The following is a 21,127-nucleotide window of genomic DNA, read 5'->3' as shown; positions in this document are numbered from 1 at the left end:
GGGGACGTACGCGCCGCCGGCATCCCCACCGTGGCCGTGGTGTTCGGCAACTCGACGGCCGGCGGCGCGTACGTCCCCGGCATGTCCGACCACACCGTGATGATCAAGGAGCGGTCCAAGGTCTTCCTCGGCGGCCCGCCCCTGGTGAAGATGGCCACCGGCGAGGAGAGCGACGACGAGTCTCTCGGCGGCGCCGAGATGCACGCCCGCACCTCCGGCCTCGCCGACCACTACGCCCTCGACGAGCACGACGCCCTGCGACAGGCCCGCCGGATCGTCGCCCGGCTCAACTGGCGGAAGGCGCACCCGGACCCGGGGCCGGCCGAGCCGCCGAAATACGACGAGGACGAGCTGATCGGGATCGTCCCAGGCGACCTCAAGATCCCCTTCGACCCACGCGAGGTCATCGGCCGGCTCGTCGACGGATCGGACTTCGACGCCTTCAAGCCGCTCTACGGCACGAGCCTGGTCACCGGCTGGGCGCGCCTGCACGGCTATCCCGTCGGCATCCTCGCCAACGCGCAGGGCGTGCTGTTCAGCGAGGAGTCGCAGAAGGCCGCGCAGTTCATCCAGCTCGCCAACCAGCGCGACATCCCGCTCCTCTTCCTGCACAACACCACCGGCTACATGGTCGGCAAGGAGTACGAACAGGGGGGCATCATCAAGCACGGCGCGATGATGATCAACGCTGTGTCGAACTCCCGGGTCCCGCACCTCTCCGTGCTTATGGGCGCGTCCTACGGCGCCGGGCACTACGGCATGTGCGGCCGGGCCTACGACCCCCGCTTCCTCTTCGCCTGGCCAAGCAGCAAGTCCGCCGTCATGGGTCCCCAGCAGCTCGCCGGCGTGCTCTCCATCGTCGCCCGCGCCTCCTCCGCCGCGAAGGGCCTGCCCTACGACGACGAGGCCGACGCCGGGCTGCGCGCCATGGTGGAACAGCAGATCGAGTCCGAGTCGCTGCCGGTGTTCCTCTCGGGGCGCCTGTACGACGACGGGGTCATCGACCCGCGCGACACCAGGACCGTCCTCGGGATGTGCCTGTCAGCGATCCACACGGCCCCGGTCGAAGGCGCGCGGGGCTTCGGCGTCTTCCGGATGTGAGGTAACGGATGATCACCGCACTGCTTGTCGCCAACCGGGGCGAGATCGCCTGCCGGATCTTCCGCACCTGCCGTGAGCTGGGCATCTCCACCGTCGCGGTGTACTCGGACGCGGATGCCGGTGCCCTGCACGTGCGCGAGGCCGACACCGCCGTACGCCTGCCGGGGTACGCACCGGGTGATACGTATCTGCGCGGTGACCTCCTCGTCGCCGCCGCGCTCGCGGCGGGCGCCGACGCCGTGCACCCGGGATACGGCTTCCTCTCGGAGAATGCCGGTTTCGCCCGGGCCGTGCAGGACGCCGGGCTCGTCTGGGTGGGGCCGCCCGTCAAGGCCATCGAGCTGATGGCCTCCAAGACCCGGGCCAAGGAGCTGATGGCAGCCGCCGACGTGCCCCTGCTCGCCCCGGTCGACCCGGCCGCCGCGACCGCGGCCGATCTGCCTCTGCTGCTGAAGGCGGCGGCGGGCGGCGGCGGGCGCGGGATGCGGATCGTCCGGGAACTGTCGCTGCTCCAACAGGAGGTGACCGCAGCGTCCGCCGAGGCGGCCGGTGCCTTCGGGGACGGCGAGGTCTTCGCCGAGCCGTACGTCGAACGCGGGCGGCACGTCGAGGTCCAGGTCATGGCGGACGGGCAGGGCACGGTGTGGGCGCTCGGCACCCGTGACTGCTCGCTCCAGCGCCGCCACCAGAAGGTGATCGAGGAGGCCCCCGCGCCCGGTCTCGACGACGGGCTGCGCGGGCGGCTGCGCGACGCCGCCGTCGCCGCGGCGCAGGCGGTGGGCTACCGGGGAGCGGGGACCGTCGAGTTCCTCGTGTCGGCCGAAGGACGCCCGTACTTCCTGGAGATGAACACCCGCCTCCAGGTCGAACACCCCGTCACGGAGGCGGTGTTCGGGCTCGACCTGGTCGCCCTCCAGCTGCGGACCGCGGAGGGCGAGCCCCTGCCCGCCGCCGCGCCCCCGGAGCCGTCCGGGCATGCCGTCGAGGCCCGGCTGTACGCCGAGGACCCGGCGCGTGACTGGCAGCCGCAGACCGGAGCGCTGCTCTTGTTCGAGGTGCCCGACGAACCCGGCATCCGTCTCGACACCGGATACACCGGCGGCGACACCATCGGGGTGCACTACGACCCGATGCTCGCCAAGGTCATCGCCCACGCCCCCACCCGCACCGAGGCCGTCCGCCTCCTCGCCCGCGCCCTGGAACGCGCCCGCATCCACGGCCCGGTCACCAACAGGGAGCTGCTCGTAAGCTCCCTGCGTCACCCGGACTTCACAGCGGGACGCCTCGACACCGGTTTCTACGACCGGCACCTGGCCGCACTGACAGCAGCCGGTACCCCCGGAGAGGACTCCGCCCGCCGTCTCGCCGCCACCGCCGCCGCACTCGCCTCGGCGGCGGGCGCGGCCCCGGCCGCGACGGGCGGACCGGGACCCGCCCGCTTCGGCGCGTGGCGCAACCTGGCCTCCGCGCCGCAGACCAGGCGCTACCGCGCCGAGCCCGGCGGCACCGAGTACGAGATCGCCTACCGCACCGGCCGGGACGGAGCCCCGGCCCCCGAAACCGGCGAGCGGGTCCTCGCCGCACGTCCCGGCGCGGTCACACTCGAAACCGGCGGTGTGACACGGCACTTCACCGTCACGACCCACGGCGACCGGGCCTACGTGGACACCACGTCGGGCTCGTACACCTTCACCGCCCTGCCCCGCTTCACCGACCCCGCCGAGCGCACCGAACCCGGTTCCCTGCTCGCCCCCATGCCCGGCACCGTCGTGCGTCTCGCCGACGGGCTCGCGCCGGGCGCAGCCGTCGAGGCCGGGCAGCCCCTGATCTGGCTGGAGGCGATGAAGATGGAGCACCGTATCCTCGCCCCCGCCTCCGGCACCCTCACCGCGCTCCACGCCGCCCCCGGACTCCAGGTCGAGGTCGGCGCTCTGCTCGCCGTCGTACAGGACGCGCCCGCGCACGCCTCGGCCGAGGCGTGCGCGGACGCCCCCGCCGACGCATCCGCGCACGCCCCCGCGCACCAGGAGGAGACGACCCCGTGAGCACCATCCTCGAAACCGAAGAGCACAAGGCCCTCCGCGCCGCCGTCGCCGCACTCGGCAGGCGTTTCGGCCGCGACTACTCCACCGCCCTGGCCCGCAGGGGCGAGCACCCCCGCGAGCTGTGGGCCGAGGCGGGCAAGCTGGGCTACCTCGGCGTCAACCTCCCCGAGGAGTACGGCGGCGGGGGCGGCGGCATGGCCGAGCTCTCCATCGTCCTGGAGGAGCTCGGCGCCGCCGGGAGCCCCCTCCTCATGCTGGTCGTCTCCCCGGCGATCTGCGGCACCGTCATCGCCCGCTTCGGCACCGAGGAGCAGAAACGGGCCTGGCTCCCCGGCCTCTCCGACGGCTCCCTGAGCATGTCGTTCGGCATCACCGAGCCCGACGCCGGCTCCAACTCGCACCGCATCACGACGACGGCCCGGCGCGACGGCGTGGACTGGATCCTCAGCGGCCGCAAGGTCTTCATATCCGGCGTCGACATCTCCGACGCCACACTGATCGTCGGCCGCACCGAGGACGCGAAGTCCGGCAGCCTCAAGCCCTGCCTCTTCATCGTCCCGCGTGACGCCCCCGGCTTCACACGCACCCCGATCGACATGGAACTGCAGGCGGCCGAGAAGCAGTTCGAGCTGGTCCTCGACGACGTACGGCTGCCCGCCGACGCACTTGTCGGCGACGAGGAGGCGGGCCTGCTCCAGCTCTTCGCCGGACTCAACCCGGAACGCATCATGGGCGCCGCCTTCTCCATCGGCATGGGCCGCTACGCGGTCGAACGCGCCGTGGAATACGCGAAGACCCGCACCGTCTGGAAGGGCGCGCCCATCGGCGCCCACCAGGCCATCGCGCACCCCCTCGCCCAGGCGCACATCGAGCTGGAGCTCTCCCGCCTGATGATGCAGAAGGCCGCGAAACTCTGCGACGACGGCGACGACATCGGTGCGGGCGAGGCCGCCAACATGGCGAAGTACGCCGCGGCCGAAGCCTGTGTGAGGGCCGTCGACCAGGCCGTCCACACCCTCGGCGGCAACGGCCTCACCCGCGAATACGGGCTCGCCTCCCTGATCACGGCCGCGCGTGTCTCCCGTATCGCACCCGTCAGCAGGGAAATGATCCTCAACTACGTCTCCCACCAGACCCTGGGCCTCCCGAAGTCGTACTGACGTCTTCGGTCACGTCCAGGGTCTCCCCATCCGCCCCGGCAGGGGTGATTCTGGCTCTCCACCCGCGTCGAAGGGGACCGCCATGGTGTTCCACAGCGAGTACGCAGACGTCCAGCCCCTCGAAAGACCCATCCACGAAGCCGTTCTCGGGAACGCGACGGACTTCGGTGACACGCCCGCCCTGATCGACGGCACCAACGGGATGACCGTCACCTACGCCCAGCTCGACACCTTCCACCGCCGTATCGCCGCGTTCCTCGCCGCGGCCGGCCTGCGCAAGGGCGATGTGCTCGCCCTGCACAGCCCGAACACGATCGCCTATCCGCCGGTCTTCTACGGCGCGACCCGGGCCGGCGCCACCGTGACCACGATCCACCCGCTGTCCACCGCCGAGGAGTTCGCGAAACAGCTGGAGGACTCGGCCGCCCGCTGGATCGTCACCGTCTCCCCGCTCCTCGACGTCGCCCGCCGGGCGGCCGAACTGGCGGGCGGCATCGAGCAGATCTACGTCTGCGACCAGGCCGAGGGCCACACCTCCGTACTCGACATGCTGGGCTCCACGGCCCCCGAACCGGACATCGCCTTCGACCCTGCCGAGGACGTCGCCGTACTCCCGTACTCCTCGGGGACCACCGGCATGCCCAAGGGCGTCATGCTCACCCACCGCTCCATCGCCACCAACCTGGAGCAGCTGCGGCCCTTCGTTCCCCTCGGAGAACGCGACCGCATCCTGGCGGTTCTTCCCTTTTTCCACATTTACGGGCTCACCGCCCTCATGAACGCGCCGCTGCGTTACGGGGCCACGGTCATCGTGCTGCCCCGCTTCGACCTCGCCCAGTTCCTCGAGACGGTGCAGACCCACCGCATCACCGGTCTGTACGTCGCGCCGCCCATCGTCCTGGCCCTCGCCAAGCACCCGCTCGTCGGCGACTACGACCTCTCGTCGCTGGAGTACATCGTCAGCGCGGCCGCACCCCTGGACGCCGAGCTCGCCGCGGCCTGCTCCACCCGGCTCGGACTGCCCGCCGTACGGCAGGCCTACGGGATGACGGAGCTCTCGCCCGGCACCCATGTCGTGCCCCTCGACGCGGAGAACCCGCCGCCGGGCGCGGTCGGGAAGCTGCTGCCCGGTACGGAGATGCGGATCGTCTCGCTGACCGACCCCGGCATCGACGTCGGCTCCGGCACCCCCGGCGAGATCCTCATCCGCGGCCCGCAGGTGATGAAGGGCTACCTCGGCCGCCCCGACGCCACCGCGGCCATGATCGACGAGGACGGCTGGCTGCACACCGGGGACGTGGGCCGGGTCGACGCCGACGGCTGGCTGTACGTCGTCGACCGGGTCAAGGAACTCATCAAGTACAAGGGCTACCAGGTCGCCCCCGCCGATCTGGAGGCGCTCCTGCTGACCCACGCGGGGATCGCCGACGCCGCCGTCATCGGGGTCGAGGACGCCGACTGCAACGAGGTCCCCAAGGCGTACGTCGTCCGGCAGGCAGTGGCAGGGGACCTCACGGAGGACGACGTCATCGCGTATGTCGCCGAGCGCGTCTCCCCGTACAAGAAGGTCAGAGCGGTGGAGTTCATCGAGGCCGTACCGCGTGCGGTGTCCGGCAAGATCCTGCGGCGCGAGCTGCGCGACCGGGAGAAGCGGCAATGAACCTCGCACCCCAGACCCATGACCGGGGCATCACCACCCTCACCCTCGATTCGCCCGCCAATCGCAACGCGCTCTCGGCGGGCCTGGTCGGCGAGCTGTCCGAAGCCCTGGCCGGCTGCGCGGGTGACGCCTCCGTGCGGGCCGTCGTCCTCACACACACCGGCAACACCTTCTGCGCGGGCGCCGACCTGACCGCACCCCCCGAACCGGCGGCCTTCGTCGGTCTGATGCGGTCGATCGTCGCCCTGCCCAAGCCCGTCGTGGCCCGCGTCACCGGCCACGTCAGGGCCGGCGGCCTGGGGCTCCTCGGGGCGTGTGACATCTCGGCGGCGGGACCGGACGCCACCTTCGCCCTCACCGAGTCCCGCCTGGGTCTCGCCCCCGCCGTCATCTCCCTGCCCCTGCTGCCCCGCCTCGACCCCCGTGCGGCATCCCGCTACTACCTCACCGGGGAACGCTTCGACGCTGCGGAAGCCGTCCGTATCGGTCTCGTGAGCCTCGCCGCCGAATCCGCCGACGACGTTGACAAGGCACTCGTACCGGTACTCGACGGACTCCGCAGGGCGTCACCCAAGGGGCTGGCGGCGTCGAAGGGGCTGGTCACGGCTAGTGTGCTGAGGACTTTCGACAGTCACGCCGAAGACCTCATCGCCCGCTCGGCAGCGCTCTTCGCCTCCGACGAGGCACGGGAGGGGATGACGGCCTTCCTGGAACGACGGGATCCCGCATGGGTGCTGTGACGACCCCGAAGCAGGACAGGAGCCGCGCCACCCGGCAGCGGCTCCTGGAGTCCGCGGTGGCCTGCCTCGCCGAACACGGCTGGGCAGGCTCCACGGTCACGGTCGTCGCCGAACACGCGGGGGTCTCACGGGGTGCAGCCCAGCACCACTTCCCGACCCGCGAGGACCTGTTCACCGGCGCCGTCGAGTACGTCGCCGAGGAACGTTCCGCCGCCCTGCGGGCCCTCCCCGTGCAGGGCCGCACGGCGGTGGTCGCCGCCCTGGTCGACCTCTACACCGGCCCGCTCTTCCGCGCCGCGCTCCAGCTCTGGGTCGCCGCCTCCAACGAAGCCCAACTGAGGCCCCGCGTCACTGAACTTGAAGCCCGCGTGGGCCGCGAGACCCACCGGATCGCCGTCGAACTCCTCCGAGCCGACGAGACCCGCCCCGGCGTGCGCGAGACGGTCCAGGGACTGCTCGACATGGCCCGTGGCCTGGGCCTCGCCAACGTACTGACCGACGACACGGCCAGACGCCGCCGGGTCGTGGCCCAGTGGGCGCGGCTGCTGGACGAAGCGCTGGGCTGAGGTGTGGTGGGGTCGGAGGCGCGCGGCCCGGCGAACCGGTCGGCACATGTCAGCCGTACGAACGCCTTCGCGGCCAAATCTCCCAATCAGTCTCAATACGCTGTGAGTTGGTGAGCCGGCTGGGGCATCCCCGACTGGTGCCAGTGCTAAAGTCACCCAGCCGTTCGGTTTTCACTTCGAGGGGGGGGCCTCGTCAACCGAATGGGCGGGAGGTTTTTTCTTTGTTCGCAAGACACTTTGCGCAACGTCGGAGTCGTGATGGCGACTGCTGCGGCAATGACGTTCGCCACCAGCCCGGCTGCCTGGGCTTCGTGGGAGACGGATGCGACCACCGTGTGGGGCGACAACGACATGTCGCGAGAATGGGTCGACGAATCCTATAACGAAATCAAGTTCAAGGACTGCCACACCTCGTCGACGGACAGGTGGATTCAGGTCGAGCGCTGGCAGTTGGTGACGTTGGGCACAGACATCCAGCGTGACAAATTCAGGTTCACCAACTGTTTCAATGGTACGGACGCCGTCAGCGCCGACACACAGTCCGGCCTTCCTTACGGCACGTATTACTTCGAGACAGATGCTCCGTGCCTCAGCTGCGTGATAACTGTCCGGAAGATCGTCGTGGACACGACTCAGGCCGACTGATTTCGACGGGCCGCTGTGCATCCTGCGCGGCGGCCCGCCCTGTACTTTCTTGAGGGCCCATGCGCTTCTTCACCGCACTACGCACCCACGCCGCTGTGCTGGCTCTACCGGTGACCGGACTCTTCTTTGCCTACGTCTTCTTCACGACCAAGGGGAGGATAAGCCATTTCGCTTCACTTCCCTGGCCGGCCGAGGCCGTGTCCTATGCCATACACGCTCCCGTTCCACTGGCCGCCGCCGCCGCTGCCGGGCTGGCTGCGGTGGAGGCGACACGGCTACGGGCTCTCGGCGTGTGGGAGATGGGCCCCGCACGTTCCGCCCTGCGCGTTGCTGTTCAGCCGATCCTTGTCGTCGTGCTCACTTCGGCGACCCTGATTGCCGGCATCACGGCGGGCACACTGCTGATCGTCGGAGTCGCGCCCGACGTGTACGTGCTTCATCTGTTCGGCATGGTTCTGGTCCTTCTCACCGCACACGCGGCTATTGGATTCCTTATCGGGCGACGCCTCCACGCGTTGTACTCCGCGCCGCTCGTATCCCTGGCTGTGTTCATCGGAATCAGTTACCCCTTGGGTACCAGTAGTTGGTGGGCGCACCATGTGACCGGGGCTGTCGGCCTGATGGCCTTCGGTGAGGCCTACTCCCTCCCCATGACGATCGCTGCCGTTCTGCCGACGGTCTGTCTTGCCCTCGCCCTCATCGTGGCCATCGGTCCTCGGCGTCTCCGCGTCGGTGCTGTCGCGGTATCCCTCGTGATCGCGGGCAGTGGCCTGCTCGGTGCCTACGGCATCACTCGGGAGTGGACCTCGTTCGCTCCTGCCGCCAATGGACTGGCACCGGTCAGCTGTGAGGGCGGCGTACCGGAGGTGTGCATGCCTGCCGTAGGTTCCGGAGATCTCGAAGGCATGCAGACCGCGCTTTCCGGCATGACAACGAAACTGCGGGCCAAAGCAATCATTGCGGAGATCCCCACTCGTATCACCGACATCACCGTGTCCAGTACTCGACGGCCGGATACTGCGGGAAAGGAGTGGACGCTCGACCTTGCAGCCGGGAGCTCGGACGGCGTCTCCTGGGAGGACGTGGCAATAGCCGTCGTGGGAATGCCCTGCAAGAACCCGGACTGGAACACCTTGCACTACGGCACCCTTTGGGCCGCCCGGACCATGGGGGTAGCAGATGACTACCTCGCCTGGCTCACCCGCGAATCGCAGTCATTCCGGACCGGGGACAGCAAGGAACAGCTCCTCGCAGAGATGGACAGGGTGAGCAGCCTTCCGCTGAGCGAACAGCAGACTTGGTACGTCGAGCAGCTCCGGCTCTCCTGCGAGGGCGGCCGGACGGGATGATCTGGTGGTTGCGTCAACGAGGTGCCCTCGACCTGCTGCCCTGCGCACTGTTCGCCTTCATCCTGAGCATCGCGCTCACGTCGAATCTCGTCCTCGTTCTCCCCGTGTTCCTGGGCGGCCATCCCATACCGACCGAACTGAGCAACTTCTTCTGCCTGGTGCCTTCTGTCGCACTCGTGGCATGTCTCGAAAGACGCCTGCCCGGCATGGAGCGATCCGCTGTGCGCCGGCTCGACGTGATGGACATCGCCCTGGTGACGGGCTTCGCCCTCCTGGCCAGCGCGGCGGCGGGAGCCATGTCCCCGTTGGACTCGGACGCGATGTGGACGGCCGCCCGCAATAATCTGCTCTTCTGCGGTCTCACCCTCGGAAGCTGGCCTCTGCTCAGACACCGAGCAGTCCTTGTGCCTGTGTTCTGGATGATCCTCGCCATGTTCACCGGGGGCAGACACATCAACGACCCTTATCCCTGGGTCATCGTCACCGAGAAGGCCGATGTCGCCCACGCCGCGACGGGCGCCACCCTCGTCTTCCTGACGGGGCTTGTTCTCCTCATCTGCCTCGTGCCAAGGACCGACCGATGACTCTCCTGCTCGACCGCGTCACATTCACCTATCGCCGCAGACAGCGTCCTGTCCTCTCCCAATTCACCTACGAGGTGCCCGCCCAAGGTCTGACGATCTTGCTCGGCCCCAATGGAGCCGGAAAGTCCACGACGCTGTCCCTTCTCGCGGGGACGGTCGAGCCGACAGCAGGCAGAGTCCTGTTCAGCGACTCGAATGTCACCTCCGAGACCCGTGAGTTCCGCCGTCACGTGGCCTGGCTGCCCCAACGGGTACCCACGTCGCCGCAACTGAGCGCGCGCGAGTACGTCGCGTACATGGCCTGGCTCAAGGGCGAGAATCGCGCCGACGCGTGGGCGCGAGCCGGCGTCGCCCTTGAACAGGTCGGCCTCGCCGAACAGTCCGGGCAGAAGACGGCCAGTCTCTCCGGGGGACAACTCCGGCGTGTCGGCATCGCTTGTGCCCTGGCCCATGATGCCCGCGTCATCCTGCTGGACGAACCAACAGCAGGGCTCGACCCTCATCAGCGTTCCGTGTTCCGTGATGTCCTGGGAGAGATCGCGGCGAGCGTCCCGGTGCTGATGTCGACCCACGACGTGATCGATCTGGCCGACGCGGCCGACACCGTCACCCTCATGGCGTCCGGGAGGGTGCGCCACCACGGCGGGACCAAAAGTTTCCTCGATCACGCCCGCTCCGAGGCCGCCCCTGGGCGGCGGGCGGAGTCGGCGTACACCGCCCTCATGGGCCTGGACGGTTCGCGGTGAGCGGCAGAACGTGGTGGAGCGTGTCGAGCCTCGCTACGCGGGCGCGTCTTGGCTCAGCGGGACCTGAGCAACTCCCGGACGTGGCCCGCGCGGGCGTGGACCTCGGACTCGGCGAGACCGCTGACGGGAAGGTCCACGGGCGCCGACGGATCGGGCAGGCCGCAGGAGCGGCAGAGACCATCGGGGAGGGCTTCCGGGCGCCCGGGTACACCACACTTGGTGCACTCCATCATCGTGCGGTGAACGGGGCCGCCCGACGCCGGCGGCACCACGGCCGGGGTAACGCGCGGCGGGATCTTGTCGTCGAGGCGGCGGCGTACGAACCCGACCGGTGAGCCGACCTGCGGGGGTAGCCCGGCGGTGAGGGCCTGGGTCAGGTAGTCGGTGGTCACGCCCCGGGCCAGCCATTCGGCGGCCCGCGCCTCCAGCACCGCGCAGTCGGCGGCGGACAGGGCCAGACGCGGGTCGGTGCGCCCGAGCTGCGCCAGGGCCAGATAGGCGGGCGAAGGGGCGTCGGCCGGAGTCGGTGCTGGCTCCGGAGTCCGCTGCTGCGGCACGGCGGGCGTCGCGGGCGGTTCCTCCACCGGGATCCAGGACGGCGGCGCCGCTGGTGCGGCGACGACCGGGGCCGTCTCACGCTCCCCGGCGGCGAGGTGGGAACCCCACCATTCGTTGTCGCGGGCTGTACGGGACCAGAACGTCCGGAAGACCCAGCGGACCTGCTCGCCCTCACCGACCAGGCACCGCACGCGTCGCAGGTACCCGGCCACGGACAGGGCCTTGAGCGCCGAGCCGACCGCCTGCTGGCCGTAGAGCGGCAGTTGCTTGGCCAGGCTCTTCACGTCCATGGCGGCGCCGTCTGGGAGGTGGTCGATGAACCCGGCGACGTACCGCTCGCGGGCGGGCAGGAGCGCGAAGTCGTCTGCTCGTGCGGCGGGTTGGCCCGGCACGGACCGCTTGCCGTAACCGGGATTGGCCATCGGGTACGGGCGGGAGAGTGCGGGGGTGGAGGGGGCCGGACTAGGCTGCTTGGTAGCCACGGGATCGCTCGTTTCGATCTTGGGGTGAGACCCCGGCCGGTGCTGCTAACACCGCGTCGGGGTCGTTCGTTTGGTCGCACCGTAAGCACTCGTCACGCTTCGCCGCAAGCCGCTCACGATTAGTCATACTTGCTGGCCGTGACGGGTAGGGGAGGTGGGGGAGGTTTCCCCAACCTTCTTTTCCCTACCGGTTGCAAAGAAGGCGCTCGGGTCTCGGAGCCCGCATCTCGGCGCCCGGCTCTCGAAGCTCAAGCTTCGGGAGCGACGTCCCCCACGTACACCCGGAAGAGCGAACCAACCCTTCCCGGGGCTCGGGTCCCGAGATCCGAGCCCCGAGCTTCAGACGAACCCTGCGCTTTGGGACCGAGAACGTGAACAGCGGGGAGGGCCGCACACCGGCGGAGTGCGACGAGGGCCCGCAAAGCTCGAGGCGTACGGCTCCGACCGCCCCGGCTCCGAGCGGGTAGCGTCCGAAGCCCCGAACGGCCGTTTCAAGGTGTTCACCTACGATGAACTGGAACCCCGCGACAAGGTCAACCTCCACATCACCTGGATGAAGGACCCGGCCCTGGACGACACGGACAGTCTCCTGGCGCCCGAGGTCATCGCCCCAGGAGATCGTCCAGGACCTCCAAGCGGCACTCAGCGAGTTCGCGGCCATCGCCGAGGCCCTCGGCGGCGAAATCCCGGCCGACGCCGAGGTGGAAATAGGAGACTCCTTCCAGCACCGCCCGCCACCACCGACCGAACGGACACCGTCCCCATGTACGTCAGCCGGGTTTCCGTCCAGGACATCAAGTCGTTCAACGGTCCGCGCCAGGTCGACCTGCGCCTGACCCGCCCGGACGGCACCCACGCCGGGTGGACGGTCCTGGCGGGGCGCAACGGTGCCGGGAAGACGACCCTGCTGCAAGCGATCGCGCTCGCACTCGGTGGGCCGGGTGTGGCACGGAGTCTGATGCCCGGCTTCGAGAACTGGGTGACGGCGGGAGCTGCAGAAGGCCGAGTTCAGGTGGAGGTCTCCTACGAGAAACCGTATGACTTGTTCACGGACGGGCATCCAGGAAGCCGCACGTTGACCGCCGGCCTCACATGGGCCATTCCACCTGAGCAGGTTTCGGCCAGTGGGCTCAGGTACAGGGTGGGAGTTCCATCAGTAGCGGAGACCGGCAAAGAAGGAAGCTGGAATCACGAGGCCAGAAGAGGCCCCTGGGAAGACAATCCCCTGGGTTGGTTCTGTGCGTCCTACGGCCCGTTTCGCCAACTGGTAGGGACTGCTGACATGGATCTCCTCCCCCACGCGTTTGGGCCAGTGGCCCGACACGTGCACCTGTTTCAGGAGAACGCTGGGTTGACCGATGGCATCTCGTGGCTGGTCGGTCTCCACCTCCGGGCACTCGAAGGACGGCCGGGGGCTGAACAGCTCAAGCTGGCCGCACTCTCGATTCTTCGAGACGGGCTTCTCCCGGACGGCTATCGGATTGACGATGTCGACTCCGAAGGGTTGTGGGTCGAACGCGAGGGGATTCGGTTTCCGCTTCGGGAGATGAGCGACGGGTTCCGCGCTGGTGCGGCACTGGTTGTGGACATTCTCCAGCAGATCGACATGGCTTACGGGCATATCGACTGGTTGGCTTCGGATGGGGAACTGCTGTTCAGCCAGGTGCCCGGGGTTCTTCTCATTGATGAGATCGACGCTCATCTCCACGTTTCCTGGCAGCGTCGCATCGGCCCGTGGCTGACGTCACATTTCCCTAACATTCAGTTCATCGTCACTACCCACAGCCCCTACATCTGTCAGTCGGCCGATCCCGGCGGTTTGATCCTGCTGCCAGGTGCCAACGAGGACACAGCGCCCCGAATCGTGGCGGAAGAGCAGTTTGAACGTGTGATCTACGGCAGTGGCGATGACGCCGTCCTCTCTGAACTCTTCGGGTTGGACACGCCCTACTCCGAGCAGGCCGAGCGTAAACGGGGCGAACTGGTGGCCTTGGAAATGGACTTGCTGCGCGGCCAGGTCGACGCGGAGACGGCCGACCGGTACAGAGAGCTCAAGCGGCTGCTCACCAGTTCACCGACGGCTCGGCTGGACGAGATGTCGGCCCGGCTCAAGGACCTGGCCGATGACGAGCCGGAGGACCCCTCACGATGATCCGGCTGCAACGCCTGGATCTGCCCCAGGACACCGTGACGCGTATGGGCGGCCATACCAAGGAGATCAGGGGGTCCGAGAAGCAGTCGGACAAGGCGCGCTACCTGTGGACGCACACGACGGTGCGCCGGCATGTCCACCCGGCCCTCTTCGCCACGCTGGGAGACATGGCTCCGGGCCACGAGCGCTGCATGTACTGCGGCGACAATCAGGGCTCGGACATCGACCACTTCGAGCCGTTGTCCGTGGCGCCCTTACGGGCCTTCGAGTGGAAGAACCACCTGCTGGCCTGCGCCGTCTGCAACAGTCACCACAAGCGCCACGTGTTCCCCCGCGATGAGGCGGGGCGCCCGCTCCTCATCGACCCGACGATCCAGGAGCCCTTGGACCACCTTCACCTGGTCCTCGGAACCGGCCTGTACAGAGGACTGACTCCGCAAGGCGGTACCAGCATCGATGTCTTCGGGCTCAACGCCCGTGGGGCACTGGTGAAGGGGCGCCACGACGCCTACAGCACCGCGGCGCTTTTCTTGGAGAAGTGGCGCGCGGCGGCTGACAAGGGGCAGACGGACAGGGCACGCGACACGGTCCGCATCGCGTGGGACAGACCGCTGGCCGACGTGCTGGCGTCGATGTTTCACCAGGCGGTTCACCCCGCCGCCGAGCTGCTGTTCAGCGGCGAGGACGAGGTGCTGGACCTGCTTCGTGATCCGGCCCTGCGCGCCGGGTTTCTCGGCTGAGCCGTTGTCAGGCCTTCAGCGCGCCGTCCTTGACGGCGGTGACGAAGGCCGACCAGCTTGCTGCGGAAGCGATCACGGCCGGTCCGTGGGGGACCTTGCTGTCTCGCACGGGGACAGTGTCGTAACCGCGGGCCACTTCAAGACACTCGCCCTGACTGCCGCCGCTGTAGCGGGACTTGTGCCACCCAGCGAGAGTGGATGAGTCGGAGATGGTGTGCTCAGTGCTGCCCATGTGTGTGATCCTCCGCTGCCGCCCGGACGACGGCCAATGATTCTCGGCGCGACATCGCGTCACTCAGCGCAAGAGCGTAAGCGGTTTGGCTGGCGCTCACCAGTGAGGGATCATCCAGAAGATTTCCCGAGAGGAAGCCTTCGACATACGCCACGGGCGCGGAGTCCTGGAAGCTCATGAGCGTAAGCAACCCCTCCTGGAGCGCGTACGCACCTGCTCCGAACGGCAATACATGCAGCCGAAGACGGCCGGAGGCGGCCATATCCGCGATCTTTTCCAGTTGCTCCGCCATGACCTGAGGTCCTCCCACCTCACGGCGGAGCACGGCTTCGTCGAGGAGCGTCCAGACAACCGGCTTCAACGGTCCGTCAAGGATCTGAGCACGCTCTGTTCGGATGACGACGTCTCTGTCAAGTTCTGCAGGCTGGTGGTTCGGCCTGTATGCGGAGAACAGCGCACGGGCGTAACTCTCGGTCTGGAGGAGCCCGGGAACGAGGGCGGGGGCGAACTGCCGGATCTCGATCGCCTGCTGTTCCAGCTCGGCCACGGCCGCGAAGTGGTCGACGAACTTCGTGTCCAGGTCCTCCAGCCACCGTGCGAAGAACCCGTCCGTGGCCAGCGCCCGGTCGATCCGCTGCGCGTCATCCGGGTTCGGCAGGCGGCGACCTGCCTCGAAGTGGCTGATGAGCGTGGGCGAGCACACGATCTGCTCGCTCAGCGCCTCCTGGGTCAGCCCGGCCGTCGTGCGCCTGAGCCTCAGTTCCTCGCCGTACTTCGCTCGTGCCGTGCGCGGCCTGTGGTGCGGCGCCATGCGACCAACTCCTCGGGATGACAGGCGCGCTGTCAAGCGCGAACCCCTGGCAGCGTAGCGAGCGACGACCTCACCCTGTGAAGAGTTGAGCACGGAGCGCAGTCATTCGCTCCTTCGTGTGGCGTGACCACGAAACCCGCAGGAAGCAGGAAGCCATGAGGCACCGCATCACCCGGATCTTCGAGCTGCTGATGAGAAGGCCGGTGCCGGGACCGAGGCGCCGCCCGAGCCCGTGCACTCGCCCCCACGGGATCACGTTGCGCTGCACCGGTGAACGGCCGCCACGCGGCGAGGACAGCCCGCTGGTGCGCCCGTACTACGTGGCGTACGAGAGGGAGCGGGAAGCCCACAGGCTCGCGGAGCTGAGGCGGCGGCGTGCACTCGTGGTCATCCCGTGTGGACGGGAGGCGGCGGCGTGAGGACGAGCTCCGGGGAAGCGCGGCTGCTCCCGTGGACGACGACGGGCGGCAAGCCCTGCTATCTCCTCGGGGACGGCGCGGGCACGGTGTCGCGGATCGCGGACCGGGTGGAGAGTGCCCAGCTGTCCATGGCCGGGGAACTGCTCGGCCACGCGGCGGACCTGCTGGCCGACCACCGGTCGACCGGCGCCCAGGTGCACTACCTCGCGTGCCGCCTGGCCGAATCGCTGGGCGACGTACGGCGCGTGGCCGAGAGCCGAGGCCGAAGGCTGGGTGACGGGCCGGGCGTCGACGATCCGGCTGAGAGGTGATCGGCCGTCGATGCCGTGCGCAAATGCTGATCCGACCGATCACGCTCGTACGTCACAGCGGGGAGGGGGCTGCCTCCTTGCCCGTTCCCAGGCCCGAGCGCACACCAGTCCGACGCCTTCACAGCCACCCTCGTAGTTCGTCGCCATCACGACTGCGAGCCGAGGCGGCGGCGTCCGCCCGTGGCCGGGAGCCGGGGACGTGGACCGGACCACGTCCCGGGCTCCCGCGGGGTCACGCTGCGGTCAGCAGGCCCCTGCCGGCGTTCCGCCGCGCCGGTCCGGGGCCGGCAGGTCAGGCCTTGCCGTTGTAGTACGTCGCGTCCCAGTGGCTGCCCTCGCGGGCGTAGACGTTGCCGTTCGGGGACTTGTAGAGGCGCGCGCCGTCACTGCGCTTGCCTGCGGCCTTGTAGTGGCCCTTGATCCAGTTGTCCAGACAGGGCTGCTTCACGGACATGTCGACCTTGTAGCCGTTGCGGTGGCTGTACGTGCCCGAGCTGTGGCCCCTCTCCGTGCCGCCGGTGATGACGACGGCGCAGCGGCTCGCCTTCTTGAAGGCGATGGCACCGGCCACGGTCGTCCGGTTGATGTTGGTGAACGACGTGCATGTCCCCTTGTTCCAGTCCGAGCAATTGCCGCTGGACGACCAGGAGACGCCGGCGGCGCGGAACTGCTTGGCTGCCGCCGCGTGCGTGTACTTGGCGGGGGCGCTCTCGGCGACACCCGCGGTGAGGAGGAGCGGGGCCGCCAGAGAGGCGACGAGGAGAGTCCTGAAGTGGGGCATGCGCACGATGCGTCCTTCTTTCGGGGGGTCCGCCGACGGCTTATGCCGGCCAGGCGGACGAGTGAGTGCCCCGCACCCGGGAACGGCGCCACGGTGATGGGTCGGCCACCGGTCCGGACGGGGGAGGGGGCGGCGGGGGACAGTGCCGTCCGCCGGATCACCACCCTGCCTGGGCCACCCCGTGGTCCGCTACCATCTGCATCCGAATGGCGACCATGCGTGTATGCCATGCCGTGCGCATGGGTCTGACCAGCGGATATGTGCGATTTTTAGGGGAGTGAATTGGACAGTCGGCAGCTCGTCCCGGAGGAGGTCCCGGCCCCCACCACGCCCGGCGCGGAGCTCAGCCTTCTGCTGCGGTCCTGGTGGGAACAGGCTCCGGGGACCCCTCCCACGCAGACTGTGCTGGCCCGGCGGGCAGGCGTCAATCAGGCGACGATGTCCCGCTATCTCAACCCCGCCCGGCCCGCCACCGCGCCGCCGCACGTGGTGAGAGTGCTGCACGCCGCCCTCGGAGCGGCCCCCGCCTCCCTGGAAGAGGCCCTGCGGCTTTCCGGACGGGCTCAGGAAGCCGGTCGTCCCGGCAGGGCGGACGGTCCAGTGGTCCCCGGACGGGCCGTCCACGGCCTCCCCGCGACTGAGCCACCACCGCAGGCCGCCTGTCCTGCGGACTTGGCCGAACCCCCGCCCTCCCGGGCGCACTCGTACGGCGCACCGTCGTCGTGGCCCTGGTTCCTCGGGGTGGTCGCGGTCGTACTGGCCGTCGCCGCAACCGTCGTCGTCACCGAGAAGTGGTTACGTCCTCCGGCAGCGCCGGTCACCGCGGCGGCATCCGCCGGCGGTCCGCCGTCCTGGCCCGTGGTCCGCCTCGGTGACGTGCTCTGGGAGGCCAGAACCGTCCAGTACCTGCTCGAGGCCAGGGGATACCGGGTCGAGGTGACGGGCACCGTTGATGCGGTGACCGAGAGCCAGATCAAAACCTTCCAGGGCGACAGGGGTCTGGTTCCGGACGGCAGAGTCGGCCCCCTGACATGGCCCCGCCTCGTGATGCCGGTGAAGGAGGGCGGCAGCGGGCCCGCGGTGACCGCCCTCCAGGCGCTCCTCACCGGCGCCGGACACCCGACTGCCGTCACCGGAACCTTCACCACGGACATGACGGACACCCTGCGCATCTTCCGCGCCGAGCACGGGCTGCCCGCCACCGGGCCGGTGGACCCACTTCTCTGGCAGACCGTCATGAATGCCCAGCACGAGAGGCTGCACGGCTGAGACCGCTCCACGTCCCGGCCCCGGTGACCCCGGGGCCGGTTCCCCAGGTCCGCGCCGGCCACGGCGGGCCCGGGTGCCAGCGGTGCTGTACATCCGTGCGAGCCGCCCGGTTTCAGGCGTCACGCAGACCGGTGACCGTGCATAGGAGACCCGGGCATTCCATCCCAATGCGCCCATGGTGTCCTGGGCCGTTCAGTTCCCCAGATCCGCGAGCTGGTCGAACCCCTCGATCTCCCGCGGGTCGCGCGAGCCCGGGCCGACGTACGTCGCCGAGGGGCGCACCAGGCGTCCGGTCCGCTTCTGCTCCAGGATGTGCGCCGACCAGCCCGCCGTTCGGGCGCAGCTGAACATCGACGTGAACATGTGCGCCGGGACCTCCGCGAAGTCCAGCACGATCGCCGCCCAGAACTCGACGTTCGTCGCCAGGACGCGGTCCGGGCGGCGGGCGTGGAGCTCCTCCAGGGCCGCCTTCTCCAGTGCCTCCGCCACCTCGAAGCGCGGGGCGGCCAGCTCGCGGGCCGTGCGGCGCAGGACGCGGGCCCGGGGGTCCTCGGCGCGGTAGACGCGGTGGCCGAAGCCCATCAGGCGCTCGCCCTTGTCCAGCGCCTGCTTCACGTACGCCGAGGCGTCGCCGGTCCGCTCGATCTCCTCGATCATGCCGAGGACCCGGGACGGGGCGCCGCCGTGCAGGGGGCCCGACATGGCGCCCACCGCACCGGAGAGCGCCGCCGAGACGTCGGCGCCCGTGGACGCGATGACGCGGGCGGTGAACGTCGAGGCGTTCATGCCGTGTTCGGCGGCCGACGTCCAGTACGCGTCGACGGCCTTGACGTGCTTCGGGTCCGGCTCGCCGCGCCAGCGGATCATGAACCGCTCGACCACGGACTCCGCCTTGTCGATCTCGCTCTGCGGGACCATCGGCAGGCCCTGGCCGCGGGCCGACTGGGCGACGTACGACAGGGCCATCACGGCCGCCCGCGCCAGGTCGTTGCGCGCGGTCTCCTCGTCGATGTCCAGCAGTGGTTTCAGGCCCCACACCGGTGCCAGCATGGCGAGCGCCGACTGCACGTCGACCCGGATGTCACCGGAGTGCACGGGGATCGGGAACGGTTCGGCGGGCGGGAGCCCGGGGTTGAACGCCCCGTCCACCAGCAGACCCCAGACGTTGCCGAACGACACATGGCCGACGAGGTCCTCGATGTCGACGCCGCGGTAACGGAGCGAGCCGCCCTCCTTGTCGGGTTCGGCGATCTCCGTCTCGAACGCGACGACTCCTTCAAGTCCGGGTACGAAGTCGGACATCGGGCGGCTCCCTCGACTCGGCGGCTGTGTGCGGGCCACGAAGGCCCGTGCACGATACTGGCGGGTTACCACGACGCGGGGAAGGGTGACGTCCGGCACAGCCTCCCGGCTCGCGGGCCGGCGACCGCGCCCCTCCCCGCGGGGAAACCGGTCCGCTGCGGCAGGATGGCCCCGTGCCCACAGCAGATGCCACTCCGTCCTCCGCTTCCGCCTCCTCTCGCGTCCCGTCATCCGATTGCACCACCGATCCCGCCGTGATGCGCGAGCAGTACCGCTCCGAGGACTTCACCGAGAAGGATCTCGCCGCGGACCCCATGGCCCAGTTCGCCCGGTGGTTCCGCCAGGTCGCAGGGGGCGGCGCGCTCCACGAGCCGAACGCGATGGTGGTGTCCACGGCCGACTCGCGGGGCCGCCCGTCCTCCCGGACGGTGCTGCTGAAGCACTACGACGAGCGCGGCTTCGTGTTCTTCACCAACTACGGCTCCCGCAAGGGCCGCGAGCTGACGGCGAATCCGTACGTCTCGCTCCTCTTCCCCTGGCACCCGCTCGCCCGCCAGGTCATCGTGACCGGAACCGCGGCCCGTGTCGGACGCGACGAGACGGTGGCGTACTTCCGTACCCGCCCGCACGGCTCCCAGCTGGGTGCCTGGGCGAGCGACCAGTCCACCGTCATCGGCTCCCGGCAGGAGCTGGTCGACCGCTACGAGGAGCTCGCGGCCCGCTACCCGGAGGGCGAGAAGGTCCCCGCGCCGCCGCAGTGGGGAGGCTTCCGCGTCGTGCCCGAGGCGATCGAGTTCTGGCAGGGCCACGAGAACCGGCTGCACGACCGGCTGCGGTACGTCCGGGAGAGCCCGGACGCCGGCTGGCGCGTGGAGCGCCTCTGCCCGTGAGCCGTCAGCCCGCCTCCCCCGCGGACGGTCCGGGGGGCGGCGGCAGGAGGCGTACGAGGTCCAGGAGGTCGGGCCCGGTGATCTCCTGGCCCAGGAACACCGTCCGGTAGACGACGTAACCGATCCAGCTGTCCACGATCGCGTCCAGCGGCAGTCCCTGCGGCAGCCCGCCCCGCGCCACGCTGTTCCGCAGGAGTTGCGCGGCGGGTTCGGCGTGGGCCTTGAGGAGGTCCCGCAGCTCGGCCCGTCCGGCCTCCCCGCGCTCGGTCAGGGCGCCCGTGACCACGCTGGGGTCGCCGAGCAGGGTGAGGGTCGACACCAGGCTCCGCAGCCAGAGCAGCGCGTCCTCGCGTACGTCGCCCGTGTCGGGGGCCGGTCCGGGGGCCAGCCGGTCCGCGACCGCCTCGGTGATCACCGCCGCCTTGTTCGGCCACCAGCGGTAGACCGTCATCCGGGCCACCCCTGCCCGTGAGGCGATGCGGTCCATCGTCACGCCCCTGTAGCCGAGCTCGGCCACCAGCTCCCGCGTGGCCGCCAGGACCGCCTCATGGGCGTCCGGGTCGCGACGGGGGCCGCGGCGGGGG

General features: G+C 69.5%; 22 protein-coding genes. 15 read left to right on the top strand and 7 right to left on the bottom strand.

Annotation, left to right across the window (positions count from 1 at the left end):
- The 10 genes from BFF76_RS28525 to BFF76_RS28480 all read left to right on the top strand — a co-directional run.
- Positions 1-1,101, top strand: a 1,101-nt coding sequence (locus BFF76_RS28525; RefSeq protein WP_065849369.1) for an acyl-CoA carboxylase subunit beta, incomplete at its 5' end; no start/stop codon positions are given.
- A gap of 8 nt (positions 1,102-1,109) precedes the next feature.
- On the top strand, positions 1,110-3,146 hold the full coding sequence (locus BFF76_RS28520) for an acetyl/propionyl/methylcrotonyl-CoA carboxylase subunit alpha (RefSeq protein WP_065849368.1): 2,037 nt from the start codon (positions 1,110-1,112) through the stop codon (positions 3,144-3,146).
- A complete protein-coding gene (locus BFF76_RS28515; protein ID WP_031093178.1) occupies positions 3,143-4,306 on the top strand; it encodes an acyl-CoA dehydrogenase family protein in 1,164 nt (387 codons plus the stop codon). Before BFF76_RS28520 ends, BFF76_RS28515 begins: the two co-directional genes overlap by 4 nt.
- 82 nt (positions 4,307-4,388) lie before the next feature.
- Positions 4,389-5,966 carry a 4-coumarate--CoA ligase family protein gene (locus BFF76_RS28510; protein ID WP_065849367.1) on the top strand — a complete coding sequence of 526 codons (1,578 nt, stop codon included), beginning with the start codon at positions 4,389-4,391 and terminating at the stop codon, positions 5,964-5,966.
- Positions 5,963-6,706, top strand: a complete 744-nt coding sequence (locus BFF76_RS28505) for an enoyl-CoA hydratase family protein (protein ID WP_065849366.1) — start codon at positions 5,963-5,965, stop codon at positions 6,704-6,706. Before BFF76_RS28510 ends, BFF76_RS28505 begins: the two co-directional genes overlap by 4 nt.
- A complete protein-coding gene (locus tag BFF76_RS28500) occupies positions 6,694-7,272 on the top strand; it encodes a TetR/AcrR family transcriptional regulator (RefSeq protein WP_065849365.1) in 579 nt (192 codons plus the stop codon). Before BFF76_RS28505 ends, BFF76_RS28500 begins: the two co-directional genes overlap by 13 nt.
- 255 nt (positions 7,273-7,527) lie before the next feature.
- Positions 7,528-7,917, top strand: coding sequence for a hypothetical protein (locus BFF76_RS28495; RefSeq protein ID WP_141695685.1), 390 nt, complete (start codon positions 7,528-7,530; stop codon positions 7,915-7,917).
- 59 nt (positions 7,918-7,976) lie between these two features.
- Positions 7,977-9,266, top strand: a complete 1,290-nt coding sequence (locus tag BFF76_RS28490) for a hypothetical protein (protein ID WP_065849363.1) — start codon at positions 7,977-7,979, stop codon at positions 9,264-9,266.
- Between the two features lie 8 nt (positions 9,267-9,274).
- On the top strand, positions 9,275-9,850 hold the full coding sequence (locus tag BFF76_RS28485; RefSeq protein WP_244167362.1) for a hypothetical protein: 576 nt from the start codon (positions 9,275-9,277) through the stop codon (positions 9,848-9,850).
- Positions 9,847-10,596, top strand: a complete 750-nt coding sequence (locus tag BFF76_RS28480) for an ATP-binding cassette domain-containing protein (RefSeq protein WP_065849361.1) — start codon at positions 9,847-9,849, stop codon at positions 10,594-10,596. Before BFF76_RS28485 ends, BFF76_RS28480 begins: the two co-directional genes overlap by 4 nt.
- A gap of 53 nt (positions 10,597-10,649) precedes the next feature.
- Here the strand turns inward: BFF76_RS28480 and BFF76_RS28475 are convergent, their stop codons facing one another.
- Both BFF76_RS28475 and BFF76_RS34510 read right to left on the bottom strand, forming a co-directional pair.
- Positions 10,650-11,636: a MarR family transcriptional regulator gene (locus BFF76_RS28475; protein WP_244167361.1), complete on the bottom strand. Its 987-nt coding sequence runs from the start codon at positions 11,634-11,636 to the stop codon at positions 10,650-10,652.
- A gap of 602 nt (positions 11,637-12,238) precedes the next feature.
- Complete coding sequence (locus tag BFF76_RS34510) at positions 12,239-12,364, bottom strand: hypothetical protein (RefSeq protein WP_275935686.1); 126 nt, start codon at positions 12,362-12,364, stop codon at positions 12,239-12,241.
- A gap of 35 nt (positions 12,365-12,399) precedes the next feature.
- Between BFF76_RS34510 and BFF76_RS32525 the strand changes: the two genes are divergently transcribed.
- Together BFF76_RS32525 and BFF76_RS28465 are read left to right on the top strand one after the other, a co-directional pair.
- On the top strand, positions 12,400-13,788 hold the full coding sequence (locus tag BFF76_RS32525) for an AAA family ATPase (RefSeq protein WP_031093163.1): 1,389 nt from the start codon (positions 12,400-12,402) through the stop codon (positions 13,786-13,788).
- The gene (locus BFF76_RS28465; protein ID WP_065849359.1) at positions 13,785-14,528 is read left to right on the top strand and encodes an HNH endonuclease family protein; all 744 of its coding nucleotides are present in this window, start codon (positions 13,785-13,787) and stop codon (positions 14,526-14,528) included. Before BFF76_RS32525 ends, BFF76_RS28465 begins: the two co-directional genes overlap by 4 nt.
- A gap of 7 nt (positions 14,529-14,535) precedes the next feature.
- Here the strand turns inward: BFF76_RS28465 and BFF76_RS28460 are convergent, their stop codons facing one another.
- Together BFF76_RS28460 and BFF76_RS28455 are read right to left on the bottom strand one after the other, a co-directional pair.
- Positions 14,536-14,760, bottom strand: a complete 225-nt coding sequence (locus BFF76_RS28460) for a DUF397 domain-containing protein (RefSeq protein WP_031093161.1) — start codon at positions 14,758-14,760, stop codon at positions 14,536-14,538.
- Positions 14,747-15,571: a helix-turn-helix domain-containing protein gene (locus BFF76_RS28455; RefSeq protein ID WP_031093160.1), complete on the bottom strand. Its 825-nt coding sequence runs from the start codon at positions 15,569-15,571 to the stop codon at positions 14,747-14,749. The genes BFF76_RS28460 and BFF76_RS28455 overlap by 14 nt, the downstream gene beginning before the upstream one ends.
- A 415-nt stretch (positions 15,572-15,986) precedes the next feature.
- Between BFF76_RS28455 and BFF76_RS28445 the strand changes: the two genes are divergently transcribed.
- On the top strand, positions 15,987-16,301 hold the full coding sequence (locus BFF76_RS28445; RefSeq protein WP_053930577.1) for a hypothetical protein: 315 nt from the start codon (positions 15,987-15,989) through the stop codon (positions 16,299-16,301).
- 292 nt (positions 16,302-16,593) lie between these two features.
- On the opposite strand, the gene BFF76_RS28440 is transcribed toward BFF76_RS28445, so the two are convergent.
- Positions 16,594-17,082: a hypothetical protein gene (locus BFF76_RS28440; protein ID WP_065849358.1), complete on the bottom strand. Its 489-nt coding sequence runs from the start codon at positions 17,080-17,082 to the stop codon at positions 16,594-16,596.
- Between the two features lie 282 nt (positions 17,083-17,364).
- Between BFF76_RS28440 and BFF76_RS28435 the strand changes: the two genes are divergently transcribed.
- On the top strand, positions 17,365-18,351 hold the full coding sequence (locus BFF76_RS28435; protein WP_065849357.1) for a peptidoglycan-binding domain-containing protein: 987 nt from the start codon (positions 17,365-17,367) through the stop codon (positions 18,349-18,351).
- A 192-nt stretch (positions 18,352-18,543) separates the two neighbouring features.
- Here BFF76_RS28435 and BFF76_RS28430 read toward each other — a convergent pair whose 3' ends face one another.
- Positions 18,544-19,653, bottom strand: a complete 1,110-nt coding sequence (locus tag BFF76_RS28430) for a citrate synthase 2 (protein ID WP_031093151.1) — start codon at positions 19,651-19,653, stop codon at positions 18,544-18,546.
- A gap of 257 nt (positions 19,654-19,910) precedes the next feature.
- On the opposite strand from BFF76_RS28430, the gene pdxH reads away from it, so the two are divergent.
- Complete coding sequence (pdxH, locus tag BFF76_RS28425; protein WP_031093150.1) at positions 19,911-20,543, top strand: pyridoxamine 5'-phosphate oxidase; 633 nt, start codon at positions 19,911-19,913, stop codon at positions 20,541-20,543.
- Positions 20,544-20,547: 4 nt separating this feature from the next.
- Here pdxH and BFF76_RS28420 read toward each other — a convergent pair.
- Positions 20,548-21,127: TetR/AcrR family transcriptional regulator (locus BFF76_RS28420; RefSeq protein ID WP_065849356.1), on the bottom strand; the 580-nt coding region annotated here is incomplete at its 5' end.

This window comes from Streptomyces mutomycini (genome assembly GCF_001700505.1).
Taxonomy (GTDB): domain Bacteria; phylum Actinomycetota; class Actinomycetes; order Streptomycetales; family Streptomycetaceae; genus Streptomyces; species Streptomyces mutomycini.
Note: the sequence above shows the minus strand (reverse complement) of the source record. Positions and strands in the feature narration are given on the sequence as shown.

What these genes read in the sequence shown, in the direction of transcription:
- BFF76_RS28520 (WP_065849368.1), top strand. Translation starts at nt 1,110, where the DNA reads ATGATCACCGCACTGCTTGTCGCCAACCGGGGCGAGATCGCCTGCCGG.
- BFF76_RS28510 (WP_065849367.1), top strand. Translation starts at nt 4,389, where the DNA reads ATGGTGTTCCACAGCGAGTACGCAGACGTCCAGCCCCTCGAAAGACCC.
- BFF76_RS28505 (WP_065849366.1), top strand. Translation starts at nt 5,963, where the DNA reads ATGAACCTCGCACCCCAGACCCATGACCGGGGCATCACCACCCTCACC.
- BFF76_RS28500 (WP_065849365.1), top strand. Translation starts at nt 6,694, where the DNA reads ATGGGTGCTGTGACGACCCCGAAGCAGGACAGGAGCCGCGCCACCCGG.
- BFF76_RS28490 (WP_065849363.1), top strand. Translation starts at nt 7,977, where the DNA reads ATGCGCTTCTTCACCGCACTACGCACCCACGCCGCTGTGCTGGCTCTA.
- BFF76_RS28480 (WP_065849361.1), top strand. Translation starts at nt 9,847, where the DNA reads ATGACTCTCCTGCTCGACCGCGTCACATTCACCTATCGCCGCAGACAG.
- BFF76_RS32525 (WP_031093163.1), top strand. Translation starts at nt 12,400, where the DNA reads ATGTACGTCAGCCGGGTTTCCGTCCAGGACATCAAGTCGTTCAACGGT.
- BFF76_RS28465 (WP_065849359.1), top strand. Translation starts at nt 13,785, where the DNA reads ATGATCCGGCTGCAACGCCTGGATCTGCCCCAGGACACCGTGACGCGT.
- BFF76_RS28460 (WP_031093161.1), bottom strand. Translation starts at nt 14,760, where the DNA reads ATGGGCAGCACTGAGCACACCATCTCCGACTCATCCACTCTCGCTGGG.
- BFF76_RS28455 (WP_031093160.1), bottom strand. Translation starts at nt 15,571, where the DNA reads ATGGCGCCGCACCACAGGCCGCGCACGGCACGAGCGAAGTACGGCGAG.
- BFF76_RS28440 (WP_065849358.1), bottom strand. Translation starts at nt 17,082, where the DNA reads ATGCCCCACTTCAGGACTCTCCTCGTCGCCTCTCTGGCGGCCCCGCTC.
- BFF76_RS28430 (WP_031093151.1), bottom strand. Translation starts at nt 19,653, where the DNA reads ATGTCCGACTTCGTACCCGGACTTGAAGGAGTCGTCGCGTTCGAGACG.
- pdxH (WP_031093150.1), top strand. Translation starts at nt 19,911, where the DNA reads ATGCGCGAGCAGTACCGCTCCGAGGACTTCACCGAGAAGGATCTCGCC.